Raw genomic sequence first — 24,822 nt, forward strand, 5'->3', positions numbered from 1 at the left:
CCGCGCCCGGTGTGTTCAGCCGAGCCAGAGGGCCAGCGCGGTGAGGATCGACCACAGCAGCATCGCCAGCCCGGTGTCGCGCAGGGAGGGGATCAGCCCCGGCCCGCCGGCTCCGCCGCGGACCGGATTGTTCGCGCGCACCGCCAGCGGGATCGCCAGGAGTCCGGCCAGTGCCCACGGCGTGCGCGCCACCAGGCCGAGCGAGGCCAGGAACGGCACCAGCATCAGCGCCAGATGCAGTGTCCGGGTGCGGGTGTCACCGAGTTTCACGGCCAGGGTGGTCTTCCCGGTGACCGTATCGGTGGGGATGTCGCGCAGGTTGTTGGTGACCAGTACCGCACTGGAGAACGCCCCGACGGCCACCGCGCCGACGATCCCGGCCCAGTCGATCCGCCGCGCCTGCACGAATTCGGTGCCCAGCACCGCCACCAGCCCGAAGAACACGAATACCGCGATCTCGCCGAAACCGCTGTAGCCGTACGGTTTCCGGCCGCCGGTGTAGAACCAGGCGCCGGCCAGGCAGGCCGCGCCGACCAGCAGCAGCCACCACGCCGTGGTCAGCGCCAGCACGAGACCGACCACCGCGGCGACCGTCAGGCTCGCGACCGCCGCGGCGCGCACCGCCGCCGGGCTCGCCACCTTGGATCCGACCAGTCGCAGCGGTCCGACCCGCTCGTCGTCGGTGCCGCGGATGCCGTCGGAATAGTCGTTGGCGTAGTTGACCCCGACGATCAGCGCCAGCGATACCACCAGCGCCAGCAGTGCCTTCCACCAGACCGCACCGTCGATCGATGCGGCCGCGCCGGTGCCGACCAGCACCGGAGCGATCGCATTGGGAAGGGTGCGCGGACGGGCGCCTTCGAGCCATTGAGCTGCACTAGCCATAGGCGTCAGCCTAACGCTCACCCGGCGCGCGGGAGTCGCACGCGGCCGCGCGGGGCCACTCCCACTGACGGTAAATAGGTGTCGCGATGACATCAAGTAGTGTCAGAATTGACGGCACAACACTGTCGGGGCGATGGCAGCTGGTGTCGCGACGTCGGTCCGCCGTGCGGGCCACCCCGTGGTGGGCCGGTTCCACGAGAGGACGCACCCGATGACACCCCGTCCGCTCACTTACGATGGCTTCAGGATGTCTGCAGATCACCGTGGCACCCCCAGCGCCGATGCCCCGGCCCGGGCACGCGCGGACGGGGAGGAAACGCACCTGCGCCCGGCGAGGGAGGAACTCGCGGCGGCGGGTGGGTCCGCGGGCACGGCATCGCCGGCGCTCGGCACGGAAAAGCAGCCGATCGGGGCATCGGCGGCGGCGCGCGGCGACCGGCACGATTCCCCGGTGCGCATCGCGGTGCTGGGCGAGATCGCGGTGCGCCGCGACCACGAGCTGGCCGCGCTCTCCGGGACCAGGGCCCGGCTGCTGGTCGCGGCGCTGGCCGCGCACCCCGGCCGCAGCCGCAGCGCCCAGGCGCTCATCGACGACGTGTGGGGCGATCAGCCACCGCGAGCCCCGATGAACGCTCTGCACACCCAGGTCTCCCGGCTGCGGTCGGTGCTGCCGGACGGCGTGCTCGAGATCGGCCCGGCGGGCTACCGGCTGGTGCTGACCGAGGAGCAGGTGGATCTCACGCTGGCCCGCCGCCTGGAACGCCGGGCGCGCGAATTGCACGCTGCCGGTGACGATTCCGGATGCCTCGCACTGGTCGCCCGCGCGCGTTCGCTGTGGCGCGGCGAACCCGGTGCGGACCTGCCGCCCGGCGCGGTCGCCGCGGAACTGGCCGAACTGGCCGCGACCCGCTGGCACGCCCTCGACGAACTGGAACTCGCCTCCCGGGAGGCATGCGGCGATCTCGGCACCGCCGCGGCGATCGCCCGGCGGATCGCGGCCGACCGGCCGCTGGACGAACCGGCGCACGGCACCCTGATGCGGTTGCTGGCCGCCGCGGGCCGCGCCAACGAGGCGCTCGAGGTGTTCGCCGCACTGCGGGTCCGGCTGGCCGACGGGCTCGGCGCCGATCCCGGGCAGGCGCTGGTGGCCCTGCACACCGCCATCCTCCGGGGCGAGCCGATGGCCACCCGCGGCGTCACCCGGCCCGCGGCGCCCGAGCCGGAACGGCTCGAACCGGCGGTCGCGCCCGGAATCGGCCTGCGCTCGGCGCCCAATCCGCTGCTCGGCCGCGAAGCGGACCTGGTCGCCCTGCAGGAGCATCTGGACAGCTCGCGGGTCACCACGATTCTCGGCCCCGGCGGCACCGGCAAGACCCGGGTCGCCAACGAGGTCGGCCTGCGGGCGGCCCGCGGCTTCCCGGTGGTGCTGGTCGAGCTGGCCTCGGTGCGCACCGACGGCGACGACGCGGAGGCGGCCCGCAGCGAGGTGGAGGCCGCGATCAGCGCGACCCTCGGGGTGTCCGAATACGTCCCCGAGAAGGCGCCGCTACGGCCCGGCCAGCGCATCGACGCGCGCCGGCGGTTGTTCGACGCGGTCGCGACCCGCCCGATGCTGCTCATCCTGGACAACTGCGAACATCTGATCGGGGCCGCCGCCGCGGTGGTCGCCGATCTGGTCGGGGTCTGCGACCGGCTGACCGTGCTCACCACCAGTCGCGCGCCGCTCGAGATCACCGCGGAGACGGTGTATCCGCTGCCGCCGCTGGCCGTCGACGCGCACGGTTCCCCCGCGACCGAACTGTTCGCCACCCGGGCCCGCGCGGTCCGGCCCTCGGCGCGGCTGGACCCGGAGGTGGTGGCGCGGTTGTGCCGCACCCTCGACGGCCTGCCGCTGGCCATCGAACTGGCCGCGGCCCGCACCCGCACCATGAGCGTGGCCGAGATCGAATCCCGCCTCGATCACCGATTCGCGTTGCTGCGCAGCGGCGATCGCAATTCCCCGGAACGGCACCGCACGCTGCACGCGGTGATCGACTGGAGCTGGAATCTGCTCGACGAACCGCAGCGGATCGCGCTGCGCCGGCTGTCCCGCTTCCCCGGCGGATTCACCCTCGCCGCAGCGGAATCCGTGCTCGCCGCCGAACTAGACGATCCGATCTCCGCGGTGGACGGGCTGGTGAGCCAGTCGCTGCTGACGGTGCTCGACGACGAGGACGACGGCACCCGCTACCGAATGCTGGAAACCGTCAGGGAATTCGGCGAGGAGCAACTGGTCCGAGCCGGGGAGTCGGATGTCGCGATGCGCCGGATGTCGCAGTGGGCCTGCGATTTCGCGGTCGACGTGCTGCGCCGGTATCCGGTCGACGATCAGGTCGCGGTGGTGCTGTCGGTCGGCGCCGAACTCGACAACCTGACCTCGGTGCTGCGCTACGCGGCGGAGCACGAGGACGCCGAATCCGTGTATCGGGTGTTTCCGGTACTCAGCGCGCTGTGGATGATGCGCGGTCACCACGTCGAGGTGATGACCTGGGGCCGAAGGATTTTCGACCTGACCCCACCGGTGCCGCGGGACCGGATCGCCGCCGATCTGCAGGTCCTGGCCTACGTGATGATGGCGATGCACCTGATGGTTCAGGAGTTGTCGCCGCGGCAGCTCGCCCGGTTGCGCATCCGGATGCGGGTGCTGCTGCGATCCGGCGTCGAGATGGACGAGCTGACCCGGTTGATGGGCGAACTGATGTCGTGCCGGCCCACGGTCGGGCGGGTGGGGCGGCTGCTGATCACCGCGACCCGGCACCCCGATGCCGAGGTGCGCGCCGCCGCCCTGCACCTGCGGGCGAACATCTTCGAAAATGCCGGCGCCATCGCGCTTTCCATGCGCGATACCGAACTGGCCATCGCGGCCACCCCGCCCGGCAACATCTGGACCGCGGCCATGCTGACCCAGCATCTCGGCCAGCTGGCCGCGCAGGCCGGCCGGGATGCCGCGGCGGCCGATCACTACCGCCGGGCCATGGAGAATCTGCACCGGCTGCGGGCCCACGACGAGGCCGTCGAGATCTCCAGCTTCCTCGCGATCGCGCTGATCGGCGCGGGCGACCTCGACCGGGCCCGCCGCGAGCTGGAGATCGCCTCCGGCTACGTCGACGACGGTATGGATCCCGACGCGCCGGTCCTGCGCCCGAATCATCGCCGCGCCACGGTACAGGGGGCGCGCGCCGAACTCGCGCTCGCCGAGGGTGACGTCGAGGCCGGTCTGCAACGCTTCCGCCAGGTCCTGGACCTGTTCGGCTGGCCCACACCGGTGACGCCGACCGGTCCCGGCGACGCGATGATGGCCGCCGCCGTCCTCGACGCGCACATCCTGTACGACCGGGTGGACGCGGTGCCCGAGCTGGCGCGGCAGCTGATCACCGAGACGCTCGGCCGGTTCGCGCAGTATCCGGATCTGCCCCAGATCGGCTCGGTGGCCTGTGCGCTCGGCTCGTATCTGCTTGCGGTGGACCGATATTCGGACCGCGGCCGGGAACTGCTGGCGCTGGCGCCGCGGGTGGCGGGCCGGCAGGACAGTCCCTCGATGCGCTTCGACCGGCATCTGGCCCGGCACGGGGACGCCACCTCCGACGCGGCGATGGCCGAACCCCGTCGCCGCGCCGCCCGGCTGGGCCGCCGCTCCGCCGCCGACCGGATCCTCGACCTGGTCCGGGAACTGTCGGCACTGCCCGGTCTCTGACGCGAAAATGCCCGCCGGATCCGGGATTTCGGATCCGGCGGGCATCGGGTCGCCCGGCCTCAGGCCTTGCGCATGTACATCCGCACCGTCAGCGGCGCGAAGATGAGCACCACGATCACCGCGCCGAGCAGTGACCAGCCCAGATGCGAACTGGCGAAGTTGCCGTCGTTCATCAGGTCCCGGCAGGCGTACACCAGGTGGGTGACCGGATTGATGTTCACGAAGTCCTGCAGCCAGTGCGGCATCGTCTTGACCGGGACGAACGCGCTGGACATGAAGGTCAGCGGGAACAGGATCAGCATCGAGACGCCCTGCACCGACGAGGCGCTGTTCATCAGCACGCCCATCAGCGCGAAGATCCAGCTGACCGCGAACGAGCAGGCGACGATCACCACGCCGGCGCCGACCACGCCGATCACGCCGCCGCCGGGCCGGTAGCCCATGATCAGGCCCATCACGACGGTGAGCACGGTGGCGATGCCGTAGCGGACCATATCCGCGGTGAGCGCGCCGGCCAGCGCCGCGATCCGGGCGATCGGCAGCGATTTGAACCGGTCGAACACGCCCTTGTCCATATCCTCGCGCAACTGCGTGCCGGTGACGATGGAGGTGGTGATCACCGTCTGCACCAGGATGCCCGGGATGATCACCGGCAGGTACGCGTGCACGTTCCCGGAGATCGCCCCGCCGAAGATGTAGGTGAACATCAGCGTGAAGATGATCGGCTGCAGCGTCACATCGAACAGCTGCTCCGGATTGTGCTTGATCTTCAGGATGCCGCGGTAGGCCATCGTGAGCGAATTCGCCACGGCCTGACGGAATCCGATGTGATTGCTGACCGTGGGGATGGCGATGCGGGTGACGGGGCGCCCGGTGGCCTGGGGGGTGGCGATCGTGGTGGTCACGCCGCGCTCCTCTCGGATTCGGTTTCGGTGGAGTCGATTTCGGCGCCGTGGCCGGTGATCGCGAAGAACACCTCGTCCAGGCTGGGCTTGGCGACGTTGATCTCGTCGACGCGAATATCGTGGTCGCGCAAGCGGATCAGCAGATCCGCGGTGACGCTCGGATCGTCCAGCGGCGCGGTGACCCGGCCCACCTCGGGGGTGACGCTGGCCTCCACCGGCTTACCGGTCGCGTTGGACAGGAATTCGGCGATCAGGGACCGGGCCTCGTCGAGCCGGTTCCGATCGGCCAGGGTCAGTTGCAGTGCGGACAGTCCGACGGAGGCCTTCAGCTCGTCGGAGGTGCCGTCGGCGATCACCCGGCCGTGGTCGATGACCGCGATCCGGTCCGCCAGCTGATCGGCCTCGTCCAGGTACTGGGTGGTGAGCAGCACGGTCGCGCCCTCGCGGACGAGCCGGCGGATGGTCTCCCACATCTGCGCGCGGGTGCGCGGATCCAGGCCGGTGGTCGGCTCGTCGAGGAACAGCAGCGGCGGGGTGGCGATCAGGCTGGCCGCCAGATCCAGGCGCCGCCGCATACCGCCGGAGAAGTTCGCCAGGGGTTTGGTCGCGGCCTCGGTCAGGCCGAACTCCTCCAGCAGTTCGGCGGCCCTGCGGCGGGAATCGGCCCGGCTCAGACCGAGCAGGCGGGAGAAGATGATCAGATTCTCGGTGGCGGACAGCTTCTCGTCGACCGAGGCGTACTGCCCCGTGACGCCGATCAGCGACCGGACCGCGGTGGGCTCGCGCAGCACGTCGTGGCCGAAGATGCGGGCGTTGCCGCCGTCGGGCCGCAACAGGGTGGCGAGCATGCGGATGGTGGTGGTCTTACCGGCCCCGTTCGGGCCCAGCACGCCGTAGACGGCGCCCTGCGGCACCGCCAGGCTGACGCCGTCGACGGCCCGCTGCTCCCCGAAGACCTTGACCAGCCCGTCCGCCTCGATGGCGAGCACATCAGCAGGTGCGTTTGAAGTCATACCGGTAACTGTGCGGGGGTCGTCTTGCACGGCTCTTGCACCGTGATGACGCTGGGACGACAGTCTGCTTGCACGCTGTCACGGCGACCGGCGGCGACGACAGCGGCCGGTATCCGCGCAGGTCCGGGCACACGTGCCCGGACCCGACGCGCTCAGCGGGCGGAGTCGGCGAGCAGGCGTTCGCGCAGCCGGGCCCGGTCCGGTTTGCCGGGACCGCGCATGGGGATCTCGTCGACCAGCGACAGTTCGCGCGGCGCGGCGACCGAATCCAGTTCGGCCAGCACGTAATCGCGCAGTTCCGCCAGGGTCGGGGTGGTCCCGGGGACCGGCACCACCGCCACCGCGACCCGCTGACCCAGCCGATCGTCGGGCAGGCCCAGCACGACCACCTGGGCGACGGCCGGATGTTCGGCCAGCACGGCCTCGACCACCTGCGGGATCACCACCAGGCCGCCGGTCGTGATGGCCTCGTCCAGGCGGCCGGTGATCCGCAGCACACCGTCCTCGAAGACGCCGGCGTCGTCGGTGCGGAACCAGCCCGGTTCGGCGAACGCCGGATGATCGGGCAGGCCGCGGTAGCCGTTGGCCAGCATCGCGCCGCCGAGCAGCACCCGGCCGTCCTCGATCCGGACCTCGGTGCCGGTCAGCGGCACACCCTCGTAGACGCAGCCGCCGCAGGTCTCGCTCATGCCGTAGGTGCGCACGATGGTGATGCCGAGTTCCCGGGCGTGTTCCAGCACCGGTTTCGGGGTGGCCGCGCCGCCGACGAGGACCGCGTCCAGTGCGGCCAGCGCCGACACGCTCGCCGGTTCCTCCAGCGCCTTGATCAACTGGGTGGGCACCAGCGAGGTGTACCGCCGCGACCCCTTCATCCCGCCGATCGCGGAGGCCAGCCCGTCGGGCAGGAAACCACCGGAGACGTCGAGCACCGCCGGTTCGATACCGGCCAGGATGCTGCGCAACAGCACCTGGATTCCGGCGATGTGATGGGTCGGCAGCGCGAGCAGCCACTGGCCGGGCCCGCCGAGCCGTTCGTGGGTGGCGTCGCCGCTGGCCCGCAGCGCGGCGGCGGACAGCATCGCGCCCTTCGGCACGCCGGTGGTGCCCGAGGTGGTGACCACCAGGGCCACATCGTCCTCGATGGCATCGCCGGGCTGCAATGCGCTGGACAGCCGGTGGGACTCGCGGCGGTCGCCGGTGGGGATGGGGAGCCAGGCCGGACCGCCACCGTCCAGCGCCTCCCGCAGGTGCGGCAGGACTTCACCCACCGCGGCGCCGGTGGGCATGGGGAGGGTCCGCAGGGTGCTGCTCACGTTCGCGATCGTGTCATGTGTCGAGGGGTCACCAGTCAACGGGTCCGTGGTTCCGGTTTCTCGGGAAGGAGATGGATGGAGGTCGGCCAATCGGACGACGGTGTCCCCAGCGGCCATCCACCGGCGGCGAGCCGGGAGGCTACTCGAGCGATATCGTCCTCGCCCGGTTGCTCTTTGGCAACTCGGGCGATCGCGGCCTCCACCTCGTGCCGGGCGATCTCCTCGTCGTCGCCGCGTTGGTGCACCAGTTCCTCGACGATCGAGTGCACCTCGTAGTCGGTCAGCCGGCGATGCAGGACCGCCAGCAGCGCGACATAGTCGGTCTGCGGGATGCCCTGGGGATATCCGGCCCGCAGCCAGGACAGCACCCGGCTCAGGACCGACTGCGATTCGGGATCGGCCGGGGTCGGGTCGGTCACGTCGTCGCCTTTCTGTGGTCCGGGATCAGGACTGCCCGAACAGGTGGATGCCGAACCGGGTGGCGAGGAAGGCCTTGGCCACGAACAGGACTCCCGCGACGGCGATGCCCAGCACCAGCGCGTAGCAGAGCAGCGCACCCGCCCCGGCGGCGCGGCGCGGCGAGCCGGCGGACGCGGGATCGCGATATCGCGATTGCAGCCGCACGCCGATCGCGAACACCGCAGGCAGTCCGGCGCCGAGCAGCAGGGCCGCGAGTGTGACCCGGCCCAGATCCTTCAGATCGGTCAGCAAGGTGTGCACGCGCGGCCCCTACCCGATCGATTCGGTCATCGGCCGCGGACCGGCCGGGGGATTCGACGGGGGATTCGGCGGTTCGGGGCCCTGCCAGTCGTCGTTGACGTTGTTCGCGTGCACCGGATGGCGGTGCGCTCGCACGAACAGATATCCGGCCAGCAGGACCAGCAGCGCGAAGACGACCAGAACCCCGGCGAGACCGCCGATCCCGTGCGCGACCGTCCGGCACAGCGCGCCGGTGAGCGCGGCGGCCGGCAGGGTCAGCAGCCACGCCACCACCATCCGGCCCAGCACGCCCCAGCGCACCTCGGCGCCGGGCCGGCCGAGACCGGTACCCAGGATCGCGCCGGTGACCGTCTGCGTGGTCGACAGCGGCATACCGAAGTGCGCGGAGGTGAGGATGATGGCCGCGCTGGTGGATTCGGCGGCCAGCCCCTGCGGCGGCGCGATGTCGACCAGCCCCTTGCCGAGGGTGCGGATGATCCGCCAGCCACCCAGCGCGGTGCCGGCGGCGATGGCGACCGCGCAGGCGGTGATCACCCACAGCGGTAGCGAATCCGCCGGCGTCCGGGAGCCGTAGGCGATCAGCGCCAGGAAGATGATGCCCATCGTCTTCTGCGCGTCGTTGGTCCCGTGCGCCAGCGATACCAGCGACGCCGAGCCGATCTGCCCCCAACGGAAGGCGTTGTCCACCACCCGCCGATCGCTGGTCGCGGTGATCCGGTAGACCAGCCGGGTGGCGATCGCGGCCACCAGGGCCGCCACCACCGGAGACAGCACGGCCGGCACCAGGATCTTGGTGACGACACCCTGTTTCCCGGCCGACCAGATCACCCCGTCGAAGCCGACCGCCGCCACGGTGGCGCCGATCAGACCCCCGAACAGCGCGTGCGAGGAACTGGACGGCAGGCCGAACAACCAGGTCAGCAGATTCCAGGTGATGCCGCCGACCAGTCCGGCGAACACGATCTCCAGCAGATCCGCGCCGGCGAGATGTTCCAGCCGGACGATCCCCTCCGCGACGGTGGCCGCGACCGCCACGCTGAGATATGCGCCGACCAGGTTCAGCACGCCCGACAACACCACGGCGGCACGCGGTTTCAGCGCGCCGGTCGCGATCGAGGTGGCCATCGCGTTGGCGGTGTCGTGGAATCCGTTGGTGAAATCGAAGCCGAGGGCGGTGATGACGACGATGATCAGGACGGCGAGTTCAGCGGACACGCCCCAAGTGTTCCCCAGAGATTAGCTGGATCGCCGCTGCGGCGCCGAGTTGTCGGCGAACCGATACCGGCCGCGGCGCTCAGTCCCGGACGGACCCGGGCCCGCGCCGCAGCGGATGTTCGGCCGGCACCTGCACCAGCACGATCGGCACGCCGTCCGGATCGTGCACCCACGCCTCGATCAGCCCCCACGGTTCCTGCTGCGGCAGCCGATCGATCTCGACGTGCCGGTCGGCCAGCCGGGCGATCTCGTCGCCGACGTCGCGCACCTGCAACCACAGCGCCCCGGCGAAACCCGCGGGAGCGCCGTCGTCGCGATGGTGCCCGGCCACCTCGATCAGCGACTGCCCGGCGAAGAACACGGTGCCGCCGGGATACTCCCGCGCGATCGCCAGTTCGAGCGCCTCGCGGTAGAAGACCACCGTTTGCTCGTAGTTCACCGGACGCAGGATTATGCGGCTGCTGAGAATGTCCACATCAGCGAGCGTCGCATATGCGCCCGTCCTGCGGCACGGCTACGGATCACACGCGCATACCGATCGGGCCGGGATCGGAGGTATCCGCTCAGAAGTACCAGGGGAACGGGGACCAGTCCGGGGACCGCTTCTCCAGGAAGGCGTCGCGGCCCTCGACGGCCTCGTCGGTCATGTACGCCAGGCGGGTGGCCTCGCCCGCGAACAGCTGCTGGCCGACCAGGCCGTCGTCGGCGAGATTGAAGGCGTACTTGAGCATTCGCTGCGCCTGCGGGGATTTGGCGAGGATGTCGGCGGACCAGGCCAGGGCCTCGTCCTCGAGCCGGTCGTGGTCGACGACGGCGTTCACCGCGCCCATGTGGTGCATCTCCTCGGCGTTGTAGGTGCGGCCCAGGAAGAAGATCTCGCGGGCGAACTTCTGGCCCACCAGCTTCGCCAGATAGGCGCTGCCGTAACCGCCGTCGAAACTGCCCACATCGGCGTCGGTCTGCTTGAAGCGGGCGTGCTCACGGCTGGCCAGGGTGAGGTCGCAGACCACGTGCAGGCTGTGCCCGCCGCCGGCGGCCCAGCCGTTCACCAGCGCGATGACCACCTTCGGCATGAACCGGATCAGCCGCTGCACCTCGAGGATGTGCAGCCGCCCGGACCGGGCCTTGTCGACGGTCTCGGCGGTCTCCCCGCTGGCGTACTGGTAGCCGCTGCGGCCGCGGATGCGCTGGTCACCGCCGGAGCAGAACGCCCAGCCGCCGTCCTTGGGGCTGGGACCGTTGCCGGTGAGCAGTACCGCGCCGACATCGGAGGTCATCCGGGCGTGATCCAGTGCGCGGTACAACTCGTCGACCGTATGCGGCCGGAACGCGTTGCGCACCTCCGGCCGATCGAAGGCGACCCGCACGGTGCCCTGCTCGATGTGCCGGTGATAGGTGATGTCGGTCAGGTCCTCGAATCCCGCGACGGGCTCCCACAGCTTCGGATTGAACACCCGGCCCATTCTGCCGCTCGCCCACCGCGGTTCGTGCGCCGCCTCGGGTGTGATGTTCCGATCTTTCCGGACTGTCCTGTTGACGCCGTAAGAAGCGGGGATAACGTGCAAGTATGAGCGAACGTGTAGAACCTGTTACAGAAACTGGGGTGGCCGGCCCGGATCGATACGAACGGCACGGCGGATTCCCGAAGGTCGTCCATGCGCAACCCGGCCCGAATTTCGGCCCGTTCGTCGAGGCCATGCGCACCCTGCAGGATCTGGCGGTGTCCGCCGACGCACCCGACGAGGTGTTCGGGCAGGCGCGGGCCAAGGCCCGGGAATTGATCGATCTGCTCGAGCTGTACCGCGCGCCGGAGCTGCAGGGCCCGGCCGGCCGCGTGCCGGAGCTACCCGGCCGCGGCAGCCTGCTGATGCCGCCGTGGACCGTGGTGACCGCCGGGCCGGCCGGTGTGCGGATGCGGGGGGAATTCCGCCGCTATCACCTCGGCGGCAACGGCGCGGTGCACGGCGGCGTGCTGCCGCTGCTGTTCGACGACCTCTTCGGCTTCCTGGTGCACTACGCCGGCCGCCCGATCAGCCGCACCGCATTCCTGCATGTCGACTACCGCAAGATCACGCCGCTGTACACGCCGCTGGAGGTCGCCGGCACCGTCGATCGGGTGGAGGGCCGCAAGACCTTCGTGAGTGCGACCCTGCGGGACGAATCCGGCACTGTGCTGGCCGATTGCGAAGGGCTCATGGTGGAATTGCTTCCGTGGCAACCGTAGCCGGGTCGTAGCCGTGTGTCTGGTTCGTCCGGTGCGTATAGTTGCCTGCGCTCGCTCATCGAAAATTTGAACCGGAGGAACCTGAAAGTGGTTGCAGCACTGTCTGAATCCCTGCTGGATGACGCCAAGCGCTCCGCCTTCCTGGCAGATGCACAGGAGGTGCTCAACGCGGAGGTGTCGGACAAGGGAGGCGCGTCCGGACTCGCTGTCAAGGGTGGCTACGCCGCGATCAAGAAGGTCAGCCCGACGATCGTCGCGGACGCGCTGGAGTCGTTCGCACCGAAGTTCGTCGAGCAGCTCGAGCCGTATTGGGCCGAGTACCAGACCGCCGCCGGCTCCGGCAGCTTCGCGGATCTGCTGGTCTCCAAGCAGGACCAGGTCGCCGAGTCGCTGCTCGCCGTGACCGACTCCCGCGCCGACAAGTCCGATCGTCCGGCCCTGAAGAAGGCCTACTCGGCCCTGCGCTCCTCGGCGAAGAAGAATGTCGTCGAGGCGCTTCCGCGGCTGGGTGCTCTGATCCAGCGGCACGCCGCCTAGTATTTCGCGGCTGTCCTCTCGTCGCGGGAATCGCCGCCGCGGCGTTCTCGCGGCATCCGGGGCTCGTCGTTCAGCGGGCGTGCGCGTGCACACGTCTCGCGCATCCCTTGGACGGCGAGCCGGCCGTGTGTGCCGCGGCGAGCCGGCCGAGTGCTCGGTCCCGCACCTCGTCAACAAGGTTAGCAAGCCTAACTACAGGCCGGTGTGATCGGGTCGACGCCCCGGGACGGCCCGCGGTCTGCAAGGCTCTATTACGTGAATCCCTCGACTGCCCAGGCTCAGGTCATCGTCGACGAGCTGGCGCGCGGGGGCGTGCGGGACGTCGTGCTGTGCCCGGGATCGCGCAATGCGCCGCTGGCCTTCGCGCTCCAGGCCGCCGATGCCGCCGGACGGCTCCGGCTGCACATGCGCGTCGACGAGCGCACCGCCGGGTTCCTGGCCCTCGGTCTGGCCATCGCGGACGGCCGCCCGGTACCGGTGGTGATGACCTCCGGTACCGCCGTCGCCAATCTCGGACCGGCCGTCCTGGAGGCCAACTACGCCCGGCAGCCGCTGGTGGTGCTCAGCGCCAACCGTCCCTACGAGATGCTCGGTACCGGGGCCAATCAGACCGTCGAGCAGTTCGGCTTCTTCGGCAACCAGGTGCGCGCGGCGATCAGCCTGGGCCTGGCCGAGCCCGAGGAGGGCTACCGGCAGCAGAACAGCGTGTGGCGGTCGGCCGTGTGCCGGGTGCTGTCCCAGGCCAGCGGCGCGCGTTCGGGTAACGCCGGTCCGGTGCACTTCGACATCCCGCTGCGCGAGCCGCTGGTGCCCGACGCCTGGGCCGGCGATATCGCGGCGATCGGCCGGGCGGAGGGGATGCCGGCGGGCCGGCCCGACGGCGCGGCCTGGACCACCACCGGCTTCGCCGCCCTGGATCTGCCGCTGGACCTGGACCTCGGCCCGGACACCGTGGTGATCTCCGGCCACGGCAGCGGCGTGCGGCCCGAACTCGCGGGCCTGCCGACCGTCGCCGAGCCGACCGCGCCGCGATCGGGCCCGGCCCTGCATCCGCTCGCGTTACCGCTGCTGCGGCCGAAGCAGGCGATCATCACCGGCCGCCCCACACTGCATCGTCAGGTCTCGAAACTGCTCGCGGATCCGGAGGTCCGGGTGCTGGCGCTGACCACCGGCCCGCGCTGGCCCGACGTCTCCGGCAACGTGATCGCCACCGGCACCCGCGCGGTGGTGCACGGTACCCCGCGGCCGGAATGGCTCGAGCAGTGCCGCGCGGCGGACGCCACCGCCGAACGCGTGGTGCGGGAACAGCTGGCCCGGCATCCGAAACCGACCGGCCTGCACGTGGCCGCGGTGGTGCTGGACGCGCTGCGCGCGGGTGATCAGCTGCTGCTCGGCGCGTCGAATCCGGTCCGGGACGCGGCCCTGGTGTCGGCCCCGCGGCCGGATGTCGTGGTGCGCTCCAATCGCGGCGTGGCGGGTATCGACGGCACCGTCTCGACGGCCGTCGGCGCGGCCCTGCGTCACCCCGGCCGGACCATCGCGCTGATCGGCGACCTGACCTTCCTGCACGATGCCTCGGGCCTGCTGATCGGACCCGGCGAGCCGCGACCGGCCGATCTGACCATCGTGGTCGCCAACGACGACGGCGGCGGCATCTTCGAACTGCTCGAACAGGGCGATCCGCAGTACGCCGGCGTCTTCGAGCGGGTGTTCGGCACCCCGCACGGCATGGATCTGGCGGCGCTGTGCGCGGCCTACCGGGTGCCGCACCGCCAGGTGGATCCCGCCCGGCTGGCCACCGAGCTCACCGGCCACGCGCACGGGATGCGGGTGCTCGAGGTCGCCACCGAGCGGTCCAGCCTGCGCGAACTGCACGCCACGGTCCGCGCGGGCATCACCGAGGGCTGAGCACGGCGGTACCCGTCCGCCGGAGCGGACGGGTACCGGATCGAGCGGGTCAGTATTCCGTATCGGCGTAGTCGGCCGGCAGGTCCTCGTAGCCGCCGCCGGATTCGGTGTCGTAATCGTCCGCCAGCGGCACGGCCACGGACTGTTCGAGCACATCCGCGTCGTCGGCCTCGCGGATCGCGTGCGCGTCCGGGAGCGGGGATCGTGGCGCCGTCCCGGTGTCCGGGGCTCCGAGCGGTGCACCCTCCTCCTCGGGGGCATCCGGATAGGCCGGGACGGACTGTTCGAGCAGATCGGCTTCCGGGACTTCGCCGAGCGTGCCGGCAACGACAGTGCGATCGGTCATCGGGGCTCCTTTCCGCGGGCCGGACGGGCTTGTGCGGCCCATCAGTTCGAGGATGCTCCCCCCGGCCGGGACTGGCAACCAGCCGGCGATCCCGCGCGGGTTCCCGCACCCCCTCATTCCCCGGGCAGCGGTCCGTCGTCGGCCGGATATTCGACCAGGGCCAGCGTGCGAGCCGCCATGAAGCGGGCCGTGCGCACCGCCGTACCGCTGCGGGTGATCTCCGCCACCTCCACGATGCCGCGCGCGATGCGCACCTCGACCCGCCGCCCCGCGCGCGTGGCCGCCACCTCGTATGTGTTAGAACCGCCGCCGGTGTCGACGACGATCTCCACCCGATCGCCCTTCATCACCCGATTCTCCTCGCTGCCAGCGGTTTTCACCGGTCACGAGTCGGTACCGTTCGGCCGGTGCACGCACATTCGCGCGTACACCGGCCGGGTGCGGCGAGGGCTCGGTCAGATGCCGAGGCCGGTGGCCAGCACGGGCCACGAGGTGTGCAGATCCTCCTGCCAGTAACCCCAGGAGTGGGTGCCGCTGTCGCGGTACACGAAGGTGGCCGGGATGTGCAGCGAATCCAGCTTCTTCTGCATGTTCTGGTTGGCCCATTCCACCCCGGCCTCGATCACGCTGCCGAGCGCGACCACCTTCGGGGTGTCCGAGGGCGCCTCCAGGCGGAACTTGCCGCCGGGCATGTCGTAGATGCCGGGGATGCCGTTGCCGGTGGAGAAGAACAGGTTGGTGCCGCGCAGCTTCTCGGCGTTCACATAGGGATCGTTCTCGACCCACAGCGGATTGTCGGTCGGGCCCCACATGTTGCGGGTGTCGCCGCCGCCCCAGGTCTCCACGGTCAGCTTGACCATGTCCTGGCCGACGTGGTCACTGGTCTGGGTCAGGCCGCTGTAGACGGCCGCGCTGCGGAACAGGCCCGGATGCGCGATCACCAGATCCAGGACCGGCACGCCCGACATCGACAGGCCCGCAATGGCATTCACCTTGTTGGTGTCCAGCGCGGCGTCGATCAGCGGGGGCAGCTCGTCGCCGATGTAGGTCTGCCACTTGTTGACCCCGAGCACCGGATCGGTCGCGATCCAGTCCGTGTAGAAACTCCACGCGCCGCCGATGACCTGCACGACGTTGATGTTCTTGTCGGACAGGAACTGCAGCGCGTCGGTGCGCAGCTGCCAGGAGGCGTCGTCGACGCCGCCGCCGGCCCCGTTCAGCAGATACAGCGACGGGCGCGGCGACGAGGTGTCGGTCGGCCGCAGCACATCCACGGGGAAGGTCTTGTTCATCGCCGCGGAATGCACCGAGAGGGTGACGTTGCGGCTGTCCTTCACCTCGACCTTCTCGACATAGGAGCCGTCCGGCGAGGTGATGGCGGGAACCACCACACCGGGGCTGTCGACCGGGTCGGCCCCGGCGGGAACGCCCGCGCTCAGAACTCCCGCAATAACCGTCGCCGCCAAAGTCATCAGGCTGCCGAATCCGAGTCGCAACGCCCAACCCTCACAGATGTCCCGAGCCGCCGACTTGACGGCCCGCGACTGTGATCTAAAACTGAGACGGTTATGTTACGCAAGTGCGGGATTCGGCGCTCGAGCTTTCCGCCGCACGCGGCCGTCGCGAATTCCCGCGCTAGGGTGATTCGTCGTGGCGAAAACTGAGTCGTTCCGAGCCTCGCTGGACAAGCAGCCCCGAGAGGTCGCGTCGATGTTCGACGGTGTCGCGCGCCGGTACGACCTCACCAATACCGTGCTCTCCGGGGGCCGGGATCGGTTCTGGCGGCGGGCGACTCGCTCCGCACTGGCGTTGCGGCCCGGGGAGCGGGTGCTGGATCTCGCGGCGGGCACGGCGGTCTCGACCGCGGAGCTGCGCAAGTCGGGCGCCTGGTGCGTCGCCACCGACTTCTCCCAGGGCATGCTGGCCGCGGGCCGGTCGCGGCAGGTGCCGATGGTCGCCGGGGACGCGATGGCGCTGCCGTTCGCCGACGAGGTGTTCGACGCGGTGACCATCTCCTTCGGGCTGCGCAACGTGGCCGACACCGGACTCGCGCTGCGGGAGATGCTGCGGGTCACCAAGCCCGGCGGCCGGGTGGTGGTGTGCGAGTTCGCCACGCCGGTGATCCCGGGCTTCCGCACGATCTACATGGAATATCTGATGCGCGCGCTGCCCCGGATCGCCCGCGCGGTCTCCAGTAATCCGGACGCCTACGTGTATCTGGCCGAGTCGATCCGGGCGTGGCCGAATCAGCCGCAACTGGCGCTGCGGTTGTCGGACGCGGGCTGGTCCGCGGTGAAGTGGCGCAATCTCACCGGCGGTATCGTCGCGCTGCACCGCGGCTACAAATTCGAGTGAGCGGCACCCTCGCAAGGGCTGTTGACCAGGTCTTTCGTGGTGTTCGTCACACCTCACAGGCACGGCCGGCGATCGTGAGGCGCATCGTCATCTGCCGATAACGTCGGGTAAATTCGGCGCAATCGGTACTCGGGATGATCGGACTCATGTCGGAGTCACCCGAGCCCACGAGCACCACCCGCACGGCGTGTTCGTACTGTGGCGTCGGCTGTGGCATCACGGTCGAGACCCGGCCCGGCGCCGACGGGGCCCCGGTCATCGCCAAGGTCCGCGGCGACCGGCTGCATCCGGTCAACGCCGGCCGGCTGTGCACCAAGGGCGCCACCCACGCGGAGCTGATGCGCGCACCCGGCCGGATGACCACCGCGCACCGGCGGGACGCCCGCGGTCAGGCCGCGGTGCCGGTGCCCGTCGACGACGCGATCGCCGAGGCCGCGGCCCGGCTGCGGGCCGTACTGGACGAGCACGGCCCGGACGCGATCGCGTTCTACGTCTCCGGGCAGCTCTCGATCGAGGCGCAGTATCTGGCGACCAAACTCGCCAAGGGCCACCTGCGGACCGTGCACCTGGAGGCCAATTCCCGGCTGTGCATGGCCAGTGCGGGCACCGGCTACAAGCAGTCGCTCGGCGCCGACGGCCCGCCCGGCTCCTACGACGATCTCGACCGCGCCGACGTATTCCTGGTCAGCGGCGCGAATATGGCCGACTGCCATCCGATCCTGTTCCTGCGCATGGTCGATCGGCTCAACGCCGGTGCGAAACTGATCGTGGTCGACCCCCGGCGCACCGAAACCGCCGCGCGCGCAGACCTTTTCCTGCAGGTCGCGCCGGGCACCGACCTGGCGCTGCTGAACGGCCTGCTGTACCTGCTCGCCGAGAACGGGCATCTGGACGAGGAATTCATCGCCGAGCACACCACCGGCTGGGCGGCGATGCCGGAATTCCTCGCCGACTACCCGCCGGACCGGGTCGCGGAGATCACCGGCCTGGCCGAGGCCGACATCCGCACGGCCGCACAGTGGATCGGCGAGGCCGGGGAATGGATGTCGCTGTGGACGATGGGCCTGAACCAGTCCACGCATGGCACCTGGAACACCAACGCGCTCTGCAATCTGCATCTGGCCACCGGCGCCCTCTGCCGGCCCGGCAGCGGCCCGTTCTCGCTCACCGGGCAGCCGAATGCCATGGGCGGTCGGGAGATGGGCTACATGGGACCGGGGCTGCCCGGACAGCGCAGTGTGCTGTCCGCGGCGGACCGGGCCTTCACCGAGGCCGCCTGGGGCCTGGCGCCGGGCACGATTCGCGACGAGACCGGGCCCGGCACCATCGAGATGTTCCGGGAGCTGGCCGCGGGGAAGATCAAGGCATGCTGGGTCGTCTGCAGCAATCCGGTTGCGACCGTGGCCAATCGGCGCAACGTGATCGCCGGGCTGGAGGCGGCGGAACTCGTGATCGTGCAGGACGTCTACACCGAGACCGCCACCACCGCGTACGCGGACCTGCTGCTGCCGGCCACGTTGTGGTCGGAATCCGATGCGGTGATGGTGAATTCGGAGCGCACCCTGACGCTGTTGCGGCGTTCCACCGATCCGGTGGGCGAGGCGCGGCCGGATTGGCTGCTGATCGCCCAGGTCGCCACCGCGATGGGTTTCGCGGGTTTCGACTACGCCTCCAGCGCCGAGATCTTCGCGGAGATCCGCGGTTTCAGCAATCCCCGGACCGGCTACGACCTGCGCGGTATCGACTACGCCGCGCTGCGCGAGGGGCCGATGCAGTGGCCGTGCCCCGATCCGGCGCAGCGCCGCAACCCGATTCGCTACCTCAACGACGGCCGCAGCCGCGAACCGTTCGTCGACGAATCCGGACATCGGCCGCGACTGGTGTTCCCGACCCCCAGCGGCCGCGCGCAGTTCCATCCCCGCCCGCACCTGCCGGCGGACGAACTGCCGGACGACGACTACCCGTTCGTGCTCAATACCGGCCGGCTGCAACATCAGTGGCACACCATGACCAAGACCGGCCGGGTCGCGAAACTGACCAAACTGACCGGTGATCCGTTCGTCGAGATCCATCCCGCCGACGCCGAACGGCTCGGCGTGCGGGCGGGCGATCAGCTCGAGATCGCCTCCCGCCGTGGACGAGCGGTGCTGCCGGTGCGGATCGAGGACCGCGTCCTGCCCGGCAACTGCTTCGCCCCCTTCCACTGGAACGACGAACACGGCGAGTACCTGACCGTGAACGCGGTCACCAACGACGCGGTCGACCCGGACTCGCTGCAACCCGAATTCAAGGTCTGCGCGGTCGCATTGCGCAAGGTGGCCGCGATGCCGGTCGATCCGGCGGCCGCGCTGTATGCCGCGGCCTCCGCGGGCCCGGGGGCCGGTCCGGCCACGGCGGGATCGCGACCGGCGGTCCATCCGCTGGCCGCCGCGCTCGGCCTGGAAACCACGATCGCGCCGACGTTCACCGAGCTGGAACGGGTCTACCTGTCCGGTTATCTGGCCGCGCTGCACGAGATTCCGGTGCAGGGGCAGCCGGTACTGCCGGAATCGGCGCCGCTGTCGCCGTCGCGCCGAGTCTGGATGAACGGTTTGCTCGCCGGGATGTACTCGCGGGCCGCCGCCTCGGAACCCGAGCCCGCCGTGATGGCGGAGGCGGCTCCCGAAGCCCCGCCGGAGCGTCCGATCACCGTGTTGTGGGCCTCGCAGACCGGTACCGCCGAGGAACTCGCGGCGACCGTCACCACAACCCTCGCCGAATCCGGCTTCCTGCCGAAACTTTCGGATCTGGACTCCTGCGATCCGGCCCAGCTCGGGGGCGACACCCTGGTGATCACCAGCACCTTCGGCACCGGCGGCCCGCCGGACAACGGCGCGGCTTTCTGGGACAGCCTGCGCGACAGCGTCATTCGGCTCACCGGCCTGCGCTACGCGGTGTTCGCCCTCGGCGACTCGTCCTACGACGACTTCTGCGGCTACGGTCGCCGGATCGACGACACCCTGGCGAAACTCGGCGGCACCCGGATGCTGCCGCGGGTCGACAGCGAGCCGGACCACGAGGAGCTGTCCGAGCGCTGGCTCGCCGAGGTACTGGCGACGTTCGGCGGGCCCACCGGTGGGCCCGGAGACCCTCGATCGGCCGCATCGGGGACCGCGGCGGGACCCGCTGTGGGCAGGCCCGGATTGCTGGGGCCGACGGCGAGTGCGGCCGAGCCTACGGCGCTACTGGTGGGTACGGCCGGTCCCGTGGCTGGGCCGGTGAATGCGGTCGAGCCTGTGGGGCAGCTGGTGGGTACGGCGGGTCCCTCGGTGGCTGGGCCGGTGAATGCGGCCGGGCAGACAGCGGCGACGGTGGGCACGAGCGGATCGACGAGTGCGGCCGGACCGGCGGCGACTGCGGCCGCGTCGACCGGGACCCGGCCCGGAAAGGCGCCGGCCGCACCCTTCACCCGGCAGGCGCCGGTGCCCGCCCCGCTCGCGCGCAACGAGTTGCTGTCCCGGCCCGGCGCGGCGAAAGAGGTGCGGCAGTTCGGATTCGACCTGAGTGGGCTGGGTGTCGGCTACGAGGTCGGCGATTCGCTCGGGGTGTGGCCCGCCAACGGCGAGGAACTGGTGGCGGAATGGCTCGCGGTCACCGGATTGGACGGTGATCGGACGGTCACCCCGGACGGCCGGGCCGTGACGCTGGCCGAGGCGCTGCGGACCCGCTACGACATCACCAAGGCCGGATCCGATCTGCTGGCCTTCGTCGCCGCCCGCAATCCGAGTCCCCGGCTGGCGAAACTGCTGCGCCGCGACAACCGCAACGAACTCGACAACTACCTCTGGGACAAACAAGCGGTCGACGTACTGCGCGACTTCCCGGTGGAGGCCGACCCGGTGGACTGGCTCGGTGTGCTGAAAAAGCTTCAGCCACGCCAGTATTCGATCTCGTCCAGTCCGCTGGTGACACCGGCGGAGGTGCAGTTGACCGTCGGCGTCGTGCGGTACGCGCAGCGCGGCGGGGTGTGCTCGACCTTCCTCGCCGACCGCTGCGGCACCGAGCCGGTGCCGATCTTCCTCCAGCGCGCGCCGCATTTCCGGCCGCCGCTGGATCCGAACGCCCCGATGATCATGGTGGGGCCGGGGACGGGTATCGCCCCGTTTCGCGGATTCCTGCACGAGCGCCGGGCGCTGGGCTGCCGCGGCCGCAACTGGTTGTTCTTCGGCGACCAGCACGCGGCCGACAATTTCTATTACCGCGCGGAGCTCGAGGATATGTTCCGCAGCGGCTTCCTCACCCGCCTGGATCTGGCGTTCTCCCGGGATCAGCGCGAGCGGGTCTACGTGCAGCACCGGATGATCGAACACGGCGCGGAGCTGTGGTCGTGGCTGCGCGACGGCGGTCATCTGTACGTCTGCGGTGACGCCGCCCGGATGGCCAAGGATGTCGACGACGCCCTGCTGACCCTCGCCCGCGTGCACGGCAAACTCGACGAGGACGGCGCGCTGGCCTTCAAGAAGCAACTCGCCGCCGAGAAGCGGTATCTCCGCGACGTGTACTGATCCCGCTTCGGCCGGTACAGCGAATTACTGGCAAAGAATTCGTATCGGACCGTTCCCGATCGGCTCGAACGCCGATTTTCGCGTCTAGTCTGACCCCCTGTCAGGCGGCGTCAGCCGCGCGTCGCGAAAGGACGGCAACATGTCGGCTACCGCCTCGCCCGTACCGCCGGAATACGCCGTGGCCCCGGCGCCCGGTCTGCTCGCCACCGATCTCGGCCTCCTGGTGCTGCGCGTGGTGATCGGCGTGATCATGGCCGCACACGGTGCGCAGAAATTGTTCGGCTGGTTCCACGGCAACGGCCTGTCCGCCACCGCCCGGTACTTCACCGCCCAGGGCTATCCGGCCGGGAAGACCATGGCGGTGATCGCGGGCCTCAGCGAGGCGCTCGGCGGGCTCGGCCTGATCCTCGGCCTCCTGACCCCGCTCGCGGCGGCCGCGGTGATCGGCGTGATGATCAACGCGATGGCCACCAAACACGGCTTCTTCGCCCCGCGGGGCTACGAATACGAGCTGGCCCTGCTGGCCGCCGCCGTCGCCCTGGCGCTGACCGGGCCCGGCCGTCTCGCACTCGATCAGGCCCTCCCGATCCTGCGGATCCGCCGCCTGGTCTACGGCATCGCCGCGATCGTCCTCGCCGTCGTGGTCGCGGCGGTGGTGCTGGCCGTGCGCAACTGACCGCACGACCGGATACCCGGGGACCGCGATCGGGTCGTCGCGGGCCCCGGGTACCGTGAACGGGCGGCTCCGCCCCGGTTGAGTCGGGGCGGAACCGCTTTTTTCGTTATCGAGCCGCCGGCATCACGCCGTGCGGTCGAACTCCTCGGCCTTCACCCCGGCGGTGAAGGCCGTCCACTCGGCGCCGGAGAAGGTCAGCGCCGGACCGCTCGGGTTCTTCGAATCCCGCACGCCCACACCGCCTTCCGGCAGCCACGAGACCTCCACGCAGTGGGTGGTCTCGCTGAACGAGCTCTTGAACCAGGACGAGTTCGAGATATCAGTGCTCATGATCGTATTCCTTTGCTACCTGCCGGAGCAGGTCTCGTGTTTCGGATTCCGTGAGAGCCATCGCGCGGATGGCCGCGGACAGCTCGGTGTAGCGATCCACCTCATCCGGTCGCTCGATGTAGATGTCGCTACTGGGTGCACCTTCGCGGTACACGATCGATGGTTCCGATGAACCTCCTTTCGGGTCGGGACGAAAGCTCAGGATCACGAACGGGCCGTGCAGGATTCCCCACGTCAGACCCGCCCGGTACGGATGCACGCGCAGCGTGACGTTCGGCAGCGCGGCGAACTTGTCGAGATGCCGCAGCTGGGCGGCCATCAGATCGGCGCCGCCCACCAGGCGGTACAGCGCCGATTCGTGCAGCAGTACATCGAGGATCAGCGGCAGTTTCTTCCGGGTGAGCAGGCTCTGCCGTTTCAGTCGTAATTCCAGGCGCTGTTCGAGTTCCTCCTCGGGAACCCGATCGTGACAGGCGCCGATCATGGCCTCGGCGTAGTCGTCGGTCTGCAGCAGGCCGGGAATGTGTTCGTTGTAGCAGATCATCTGTTGCGCAGCGGATTCCAGATCGAGATACAGGCCGAAGGTCTCGTCGAAGAGATTGCCGAAATCGTGATACCAGCTCCGCTCCCGCGCCTGTTCGGCGAGGGTGACCGCTCGCCGGGTGTCGCGCGCGCCGATGTGGTAGAGCTCGCACAGGGCGCGAACGTCCTGCTTACGGACTTTCTGCACGCGCCCGGACTCGATCCGTTGCAGCCCTGCGGGACTCAGATCGGTGAGGCCGGAAGCCCGGACGATGGTCAGTCCGGCGGCCGTTCGCGCATCGCGCAGAAAACGTCCCAGCTGCCGCCTGGGCAGCGTCGACGTAGGAATCTCGTCCCTCTTGGTACCCATGGTGCCCCCTGGAAAGTGAATATTCGAAAATTGGCTCACCGCAATATAAATATCCATTCCCTAGCTGCAGCAAATCGAGTGACATCCTGGGGTTTCGCACGACTTCCACCTATTTTCCAATTCCACTGGTCTTTTCGTCCCGGCCGTGGTCTGCTTGGTACCGGCGGCCGGGTGGTGCTGCAGGTTCGGGGCCTCGAAACACCCTCTGCCACGGAATGTACGACAACTTCGGCTGCGAGCCAAGGGTTTTCTCCAAAGTCTTCTCGTGTCGGAGTCCGTCGCCCACCGGCCACCGAACACTTCGACGCCGAATATTCAGAACGGGGGATTTCGAATAATGACTCTTGCCACCGCAATGAATCCGCTAACCCCATCGCCGGCTACCCGCGCCACCCCGCCGCGGCAGCCCGTGGTCGGATTCGTCCGCACCGACATATCCGGTCCGAACACCGAGCGGCACGCTCGCGAGATTCAGAGATATGCCTGGCGCAACGGTTTTCGCCTGCTGTATACGGTGCGGCCTCCGATCGACCACGCCGATCCGATCGGTTACGCCCTCGGTCTCGCGGCCGGCCTCGACGTCCCGGTCATCGTCGTCTTCGACCTCGCGCACGTGGACAACCGCCCCGAACTCGTCTGCGACGACTTCGATCTGGTGACCGTCTGCCCGCCCCAGACCTGGGCCCGCACCGCCGCGGCGGGGTGGTGACGATGCGCCTGCCGACCAAGAACATGGTCATCGCCGCCTGCTGCGGCAACGCCGACCTCGCCCATCCGATCCTCCCCGCGATCGCCCGGTTGTCCGCCCTGCATCGCGACCGGCTCGCCGCCGACCCGGTCGATCTGCGCGGAATAGACTGCGCCCGAGGCACTCTGGTGCGCGAGATCGATCACTGGGTGGCGCTGGAACACCGCCAGCGCCCCGCCGCGTACCTGCACACCGAATCCCTGGGTTCCGTCGTGGACCGGATGACCCGGACCCACGCCTGGGCCTGCCAGCTCCTGTTGTCCGCCAGCGGCGCCGACCTGTCGGTCCACTCGGCCTGGACCGTCCTGGCCGAACTCACCGACGCCTACCAGGATCTGGTGACCGAGGTCGAATGCGGCCGCCGCCGCCTCCCGCTCACCCAGCCCTGGGAGATCATCGCCGCCGACAGCACCCGATCGGGATGCTGGTAGCCCGGCCGGGCGAGACCGTGCCGGTGCGGCGATCCGAGCCGGCCCGG

Annotated in this window: 23 protein-coding genes; 9 read left to right on the forward strand and 14 right to left on the reverse strand. The window is 69.9% G+C overall.

All coding sequences use genetic code 11. The features are described from left to right. Positions 1 to 15 precede the first annotated feature (15 nt). On the reverse strand, positions 16 to 885 hold the full coding sequence (locus tag G361_RS0139100; protein WP_026344058.1) for a 1,4-dihydroxy-2-naphthoate polyprenyltransferase: 870 nt from the start codon (positions 883 to 885) through the stop codon (positions 16 to 18). Between the two features lie 247 nt (positions 886 to 1,132). On the opposite strand from G361_RS0139100, the gene G361_RS0139105 reads away from it, so the two are divergent. Next, complete coding sequence (locus tag G361_RS0139105; RefSeq protein WP_019932606.1) at positions 1,133 to 4,618, forward strand: BTAD domain-containing putative transcriptional regulator; 3,486 nt, start codon at positions 1,133 to 1,135, stop codon at positions 4,616 to 4,618. A gap of 59 nt (positions 4,619 to 4,677) precedes the next feature. On the opposite strand, the gene G361_RS0139110 is transcribed toward G361_RS0139105, so the two are convergent. From G361_RS0139110 to G361_RS0139145, 8 genes are all read right to left on the reverse strand, one after another. Then, positions 4,678 to 5,523, reverse strand: coding sequence for an ABC transporter permease (locus G361_RS0139110; protein ID WP_019932607.1), 846 nt, complete (start codon positions 5,521 to 5,523; stop codon positions 4,678 to 4,680). After that, positions 5,520 to 6,536 carry a daunorubicin resistance protein DrrA family ABC transporter ATP-binding protein gene (locus G361_RS0139115; RefSeq protein WP_026344059.1) on the reverse strand — a complete coding sequence of 339 codons (1,017 nt, stop codon included), beginning with the start codon at positions 6,534 to 6,536 and terminating at the stop codon, positions 5,520 to 5,522. The genes G361_RS0139110 and G361_RS0139115 overlap by 4 nt, the downstream gene beginning before the upstream one ends. A 152-nt stretch (positions 6,537 to 6,688) precedes the next feature. Next, a complete protein-coding gene (gene menE, locus G361_RS0139120) occupies positions 6,689 to 7,822 on the reverse strand; it encodes an o-succinylbenzoate--CoA ligase (RefSeq protein WP_036496670.1) in 1,134 nt (377 codons plus the stop codon). 62 nt (positions 7,823 to 7,884) lie between these two features. After that, the gene (locus tag G361_RS46250) at positions 7,885 to 8,268 is read right to left on the reverse strand and encodes a DUF3349 domain-containing protein (protein WP_019932610.1); all 384 of its coding nucleotides are present in this window, start codon (positions 8,266 to 8,268) and stop codon (positions 7,885 to 7,887) included. Positions 8,269 to 8,293: 25 nt separating this feature from the next. Further along, on the reverse strand, positions 8,294 to 8,569 hold the full coding sequence (locus G361_RS0139130) for a hypothetical protein (protein ID WP_019932611.1): 276 nt from the start codon (positions 8,567 to 8,569) through the stop codon (positions 8,294 to 8,296). Positions 8,570 to 8,578: 9 nt separating this feature from the next. Further along, on the reverse strand, positions 8,579 to 9,784 hold the full coding sequence (locus G361_RS0139135; RefSeq protein WP_019932612.1) for an inorganic phosphate transporter: 1,206 nt from the start codon (positions 9,782 to 9,784) through the stop codon (positions 8,579 to 8,581). 79 nt (positions 9,785 to 9,863) lie between these two features. Continuing rightward, the gene (locus G361_RS0139140; RefSeq protein ID WP_026344060.1) at positions 9,864 to 10,259 is read right to left on the reverse strand and encodes a VOC family protein; all 396 of its coding nucleotides are present in this window, start codon (positions 10,257 to 10,259) and stop codon (positions 9,864 to 9,866) included. Between the two features lie 88 nt (positions 10,260 to 10,347). Continuing rightward, complete coding sequence (locus tag G361_RS0139145; protein WP_019932614.1) at positions 10,348 to 11,247, reverse strand: 1,4-dihydroxy-2-naphthoyl-CoA synthase; 900 nt, start codon at positions 11,245 to 11,247, stop codon at positions 10,348 to 10,350. Positions 11,248 to 11,351: 104 nt separating this feature from the next. Here G361_RS0139145 and G361_RS0139150 point away from each other — a divergent pair, with 104 nt between their 5' ends. The 3 genes from G361_RS0139150 to menD all read left to right on the forward strand — a co-directional run bounded on the left by G361_RS0139150 (position 11,352) and on the right by menD (position 14,453). Next, the gene (locus G361_RS0139150; RefSeq protein ID WP_036496586.1) at positions 11,352 to 12,008 is read left to right on the forward strand and encodes a PaaI family thioesterase; all 657 of its coding nucleotides are present in this window, start codon (positions 11,352 to 11,354) and stop codon (positions 12,006 to 12,008) included. 87 nt (positions 12,009 to 12,095) lie between these two features. After that, a complete protein-coding gene (locus G361_RS0139155; RefSeq protein ID WP_019932616.1) occupies positions 12,096 to 12,545 on the forward strand; it encodes a DUF6918 family protein in 450 nt (149 codons plus the stop codon). 255 nt (positions 12,546 to 12,800) lie between these two features. Then, complete coding sequence (gene menD / locus G361_RS0139160; protein ID WP_026344061.1) at positions 12,801 to 14,453, forward strand: 2-succinyl-5-enolpyruvyl-6-hydroxy-3-cyclohexene-1-carboxylic-acid synthase; 1,653 nt, start codon at positions 12,801 to 12,803, stop codon at positions 14,451 to 14,453. Positions 14,454 to 14,502: 49 nt separating this feature from the next. Here menD and G361_RS0139165 read toward each other — a convergent pair whose 3' ends face one another. The 3 genes from G361_RS0139165 to G361_RS0139175 all read right to left on the reverse strand — a co-directional run bounded on the left by G361_RS0139165 (position 14,503) and on the right by G361_RS0139175 (position 16,271). Continuing rightward, positions 14,503 to 14,799 (reverse strand): hypothetical protein, encoded by a 297-nt coding sequence (locus G361_RS0139165; protein ID WP_019932618.1) that lies wholly within the window; start codon positions 14,797 to 14,799, stop codon positions 14,503 to 14,505. Positions 14,800 to 14,912: 113 nt separating this feature from the next. Continuing rightward, positions 14,913 to 15,146 carry a hypothetical protein gene (locus G361_RS0139170; RefSeq protein ID WP_036496674.1) on the reverse strand — a complete coding sequence of 78 codons (234 nt, stop codon included), beginning with the start codon at positions 15,144 to 15,146 and terminating at the stop codon, positions 14,913 to 14,915. Between the two features lie 108 nt (positions 15,147 to 15,254). Continuing rightward, positions 15,255 to 16,271: an alpha/beta hydrolase family protein gene (locus G361_RS0139175; protein WP_026344062.1), complete on the reverse strand. Its 1,017-nt coding sequence runs from the start codon at positions 16,269 to 16,271 to the stop codon at positions 15,255 to 15,257. Between the two features lie 178 nt (positions 16,272 to 16,449). Here G361_RS0139175 and G361_RS0139180 point away from each other — a divergent pair, with 178 nt between their 5' ends. The 3 genes from G361_RS0139180 to G361_RS0139190 all read left to right on the forward strand — a co-directional run bounded on the left by G361_RS0139180 (position 16,450) and on the right by G361_RS0139190 (position 22,374). After that, positions 16,450 to 17,154 carry a demethylmenaquinone methyltransferase gene (locus G361_RS0139180; RefSeq protein WP_019932621.1) on the forward strand — a complete coding sequence of 235 codons (705 nt, stop codon included), beginning with the start codon at positions 16,450 to 16,452 and terminating at the stop codon, positions 17,152 to 17,154. Between the two features lie 134 nt (positions 17,155 to 17,288). After that, the gene (locus tag G361_RS0139185) at positions 17,289 to 21,698 is read left to right on the forward strand and encodes a molybdopterin-dependent oxidoreductase (RefSeq protein WP_019932622.1); all 4,410 of its coding nucleotides are present in this window, start codon (positions 17,289 to 17,291) and stop codon (positions 21,696 to 21,698) included. Positions 21,699 to 21,837: 139 nt separating this feature from the next. Then, positions 21,838 to 22,374, forward strand: a complete 537-nt coding sequence (locus G361_RS0139190; RefSeq protein ID WP_026344063.1) for a DoxX family protein — start codon at positions 21,838 to 21,840, stop codon at positions 22,372 to 22,374. Positions 22,375 to 22,497: 123 nt separating this feature from the next. Here the strand turns inward: G361_RS0139190 and G361_RS0139195 are convergent, their stop codons facing one another. Continuing rightward, complete coding sequence (locus G361_RS0139195; protein WP_019932624.1) at positions 22,498 to 22,704, reverse strand: DUF397 domain-containing protein; 207 nt, start codon at positions 22,702 to 22,704, stop codon at positions 22,498 to 22,500. Further along, positions 22,694 to 23,596 (reverse strand): helix-turn-helix transcriptional regulator, encoded by a 903-nt coding sequence (locus G361_RS0139200; RefSeq protein WP_019932625.1) that lies wholly within the window; start codon positions 23,594 to 23,596, stop codon positions 22,694 to 22,696. The genes G361_RS0139195 and G361_RS0139200 overlap by 11 nt, the downstream gene beginning before the upstream one ends. A 514-nt stretch (positions 23,597 to 24,110) precedes the next feature. Between G361_RS0139200 and G361_RS0139205 the strand changes: the two genes are divergently transcribed. Both G361_RS0139205 and G361_RS46255 read left to right on the forward strand, forming a co-directional pair. After that, entirely contained in the window at positions 24,111 to 24,305 is a 195-nt protein-coding gene (locus G361_RS0139205; protein WP_155982055.1) for a hypothetical protein, read from the forward strand. A 2-nt stretch (positions 24,306 to 24,307) separates the two neighbouring features. Next, positions 24,308 to 24,775 carry a DUF4254 domain-containing protein gene (locus G361_RS46255; protein WP_052173006.1) on the forward strand — a complete coding sequence of 156 codons (468 nt, stop codon included), beginning with the start codon at positions 24,308 to 24,310 and terminating at the stop codon, positions 24,773 to 24,775. Positions 24,776 to 24,822: the final 47 nt, after the last annotated feature.

It is taken from the genome of Nocardia sp. BMG111209 (genome assembly GCF_000381925.1).
GTDB lineage: Bacteria > Actinomycetota > Actinomycetes > Mycobacteriales > Mycobacteriaceae > Nocardia.

Bases quoted from the DNA above. Each gene is read 5' to 3' on its own strand.
- G361_RS0139170 (WP_036496674.1), bottom strand. From the start codon at position 15,146: ATGAAGGGCGATCGGGTGGAGATCGTCGTCGACACCGGCGGCGGTTCT.
- G361_RS0139165 (WP_019932618.1), bottom strand. From the start codon at position 14,799: ATGACCGATCGCACTGTCGTTGCCGGCACGCTCGGCGAAGTCCCGGAA.
- G361_RS0139115 (WP_026344059.1), bottom strand. From the start codon at position 6,536: ATGACTTCAAACGCACCTGCTGATGTGCTCGCCATCGAGGCGGACGGG.
- G361_RS0139100 (WP_026344058.1), bottom strand. From the start codon at position 885: ATGGCTAGTGCAGCTCAATGGCTCGAAGGCGCCCGTCCGCGCACCCTT.
- G361_RS0139175 (WP_026344062.1), bottom strand. From the start codon at position 16,271: ATGACTTTGGCGGCGACGGTTATTGCGGGAGTTCTGAGCGCGGGCGTT.
- G361_RS0139190 (WP_026344063.1), top strand. From the start codon at position 21,838: ATGTCGGCTACCGCCTCGCCCGTACCGCCGGAATACGCCGTGGCCCCG.
- G361_RS0139200 (WP_019932625.1), bottom strand. From the start codon at position 23,596: ATGGGTACCAAGAGGGACGAGATTCCTACGTCGACGCTGCCCAGGCGG.
- G361_RS0139195 (WP_019932624.1), bottom strand. From the start codon at position 22,704: ATGAGCACTGATATCTCGAACTCGTCCTGGTTCAAGAGCTCGTTCAGC.
- G361_RS0139105 (WP_019932606.1), top strand. From the start codon at position 1,133: ATGTCTGCAGATCACCGTGGCACCCCCAGCGCCGATGCCCCGGCCCGG.
- G361_RS0139145 (WP_019932614.1), bottom strand. From the start codon at position 11,247: ATGGGCCGGGTGTTCAATCCGAAGCTGTGGGAGCCCGTCGCGGGATTC.
- G361_RS0139150 (WP_036496586.1), top strand. From the start codon at position 11,352: ATGAGCGAACGTGTAGAACCTGTTACAGAAACTGGGGTGGCCGGCCCG.
- menE (WP_036496670.1), bottom strand. From the start codon at position 7,822: ATGCCCACCGGCGCCGCGGTGGGTGAAGTCCTGCCGCACCTGCGGGAG.
- G361_RS0139185 (WP_019932622.1), top strand. From the start codon at position 17,289: ATGATCGGACTCATGTCGGAGTCACCCGAGCCCACGAGCACCACCCGC.
- G361_RS46255 (WP_052173006.1), top strand. From the start codon at position 24,308: ATGCGCCTGCCGACCAAGAACATGGTCATCGCCGCCTGCTGCGGCAAC.